The organism is Brevundimonas sp. (assembly GCF_031082345.1).
Lineage (GTDB): Bacteria > Pseudomonadota > Alphaproteobacteria > Caulobacterales > Caulobacteraceae > Brevundimonas.
Genome location: NZ_JAVHLH010000358.1, coordinates 1 through 2022 on the forward strand (window position 1 = coordinate 1; position 2022 = coordinate 2022).

Here is a 2022-nt window from a genome sequence, read left to right on the forward strand (position 1 = left end):
TTCGACCATATCATGTTAAAAAACGCAGATTGATTCCTTCGCCATCCAGGCGCTTTTTCAAAATCTCGATGAATACACCGGAACCAGGTGCCATTTTCAGGTTTTCGACTTGTTTATCAAGGCCGGCCTGGGCCAGTTCGCGGGCGACGAAGGCGACGCCGCCGGCGGCCTGGAAGGCGTTCACGTCGGCCGAGCCGTTGGGATAGACCCGGGCCAGCAGGGGGGTGACCGAGCTCAGCTGGTCCATGTCGGTCCAGTCGATCAGCACCCCGGCGGCGCGCGCCATGGCGACCAGATGGATGGCGTGGTTGGTGGAGCCGCCGGTGGCCAGCAGGGCGACGATCATGTTGACGATCGACTTCTCGTCGATGACGTCGGCCATGCGGCCCTCGCCCGAGCGGGCCAGTTCGACGGCGCGCCTGGCCGCCGCCGCCGTCAGGGCGTCGCGCAGGCCGGTCTCGGGATGGACGAAGGCGGTCGAGGGCATGTGCAGCCCGGCCAGCTCCATCATCATCTGGTTGGAGTTGGCGGTGCCGTAGAAGGTGCAGGTGCCGGGCGAGTGGTAGGAGCCGATCTCGCTCTCCAGCAGGGTCTGCCGGTCGACCTGGTTCTGGGCGTAGAGGGCGCGGACGCGGGCTTTCTCCGCATTCGGAATGCCGCTGGGCATGGGCCCGGCGGGGGCGAAGATCACCGGCAGGTGGCCGAACGCCAGCGAGCCCATGAACAGGCCGGGCACGATCTTGTCGCAGACGCCGAGGGCGATGACGGAGTCGAAGGCGTCGTGGCTGAGGGCCACGCCGGTCGACATGGCGATGACGTCGCGGCTGAACAGCGACAGCTCCATGCCGGGACGGCCCTGGGTGACGCCGTCGCACATGGCGGGCGTGCCGCCGGCGACCTGGGCCGTGGCGCCCAGTTCGCGGGCCGCCTCGCGGATCACGGCGGGAAAGCGCTCGAACGGCTGATGCGCCGACAGCATGTCGTTGTAGGCGGTGACGATGCCGAGATTGGGGGCCTGGCCGCCCATGGCGGTCAGCTTGTCGGCGACGGTCTGGCCGGCGAAGGCGTGGGCCCAGTTGGCGCAGCTGAGCTTGGCGCGGGCGACGCCATTGTCGCGGGCGGCGTCCATGCGGCGCAGGTAGTCCGTGCGGGTCTCGCGGGAGCGCTCGACGATGCGGGCGGTGACCTCGGCGACGACGGGGTTCAGGCGGGTCATCGGGCGGCCTCCGTCCAGAGGACTTCGAGCGGGACCCTGTGGGCCAGCAGGGCGGCGATCGGCTGGGTGTTCGGATCGCCGGCCGCCTCGCGCTCGAAGACGGCGCGTTTGGCGGCGCCGGTGAGGGCGAGGACGACGCGGCGGGCCTGCATCAGATACGGCAGGTTGATCGACAGCCGCTCAAGGCTGGGCGCCGCGCCGTCGCGACCGGCGGGGACGCCGAGGACCGTGGGCGGCAGCGTCGGGGAGAGCAGGGTTCTGAGGGTCGGGCTGTCGGGGAACATGGAACAGATATGGCCATCCTCCCCCATGCCGAGAAGGACCGCGTCGAGCCGCCCGCCCTCGGCGGCGAGGGCATGGGCGGCCAGGGCGGCGGCGCGATCGACCGTCACCGCCGGCGAATAGAGGGGCGCGAAGCGGGCCGCGGCGGCGGGGCCGGTCAGCAGATCGCGCTTGATCAGGGCGGCGTTGGACTCGGGCGAGGTCTCGGGGACGTAACGCTCGTCGACGAGGGTGACGACGACCTTCGACCAGTCCAGCGGCGCGGTCGCGAGGCGGCCATAGATCGGCGAGGGCGTCGATCCGCCGGCTCCCGCGAAGACCGCCTTGCCGGCTTCGGCGACGGCGGCGGACAGGGCGTCCGACAGGCGGGCGGCGCAGGCGTCGGCCCAGGCGGCGGCGTCGGGGAGGGTCTCGATCTCACCCATGACCGGAATTCCACGTGCGGCCCGTACGGGCCAGCAGCAGGTCGGCCTCGGCCGGGCCCCAGGTTCCCGCGGCGTAGGCCTTCAAGCCGAAGGACTACG

Annotated in this window: 1 protein-coding gene and 1 pseudogene; both read right to left on the bottom strand. The window is 70.6% G+C overall.

Translation table 11 applies throughout. The annotated features are described in order from the left end of the window. Window positions 1-82: 82 nt before the first annotated feature. Window positions 83-1216: pseudogene (locus tag RDU12_RS15255) on the bottom strand (dihydroxy-acid dehydratase); the annotation flags it as partial. Next, entirely contained in the window at window positions 1213-1923 is a 711-nt protein-coding gene (pgl, locus tag RDU12_RS15260) for a 6-phosphogluconolactonase (RefSeq protein WP_308685485.1), read from the bottom strand. The pseudogene RDU12_RS15255 and the gene pgl, both read right to left, overlap by 4 nt. Window positions 1924-2022: the final 99 nt, after the last annotated feature.

Coding starts and splice junctions, on each gene's coding strand:
- pgl (WP_308685485.1), bottom strand. CDS start 1,923: ATGGGTGAGATCGAGACCCTCCCCGACGCCGCCGCCTGGGCCGACGCC.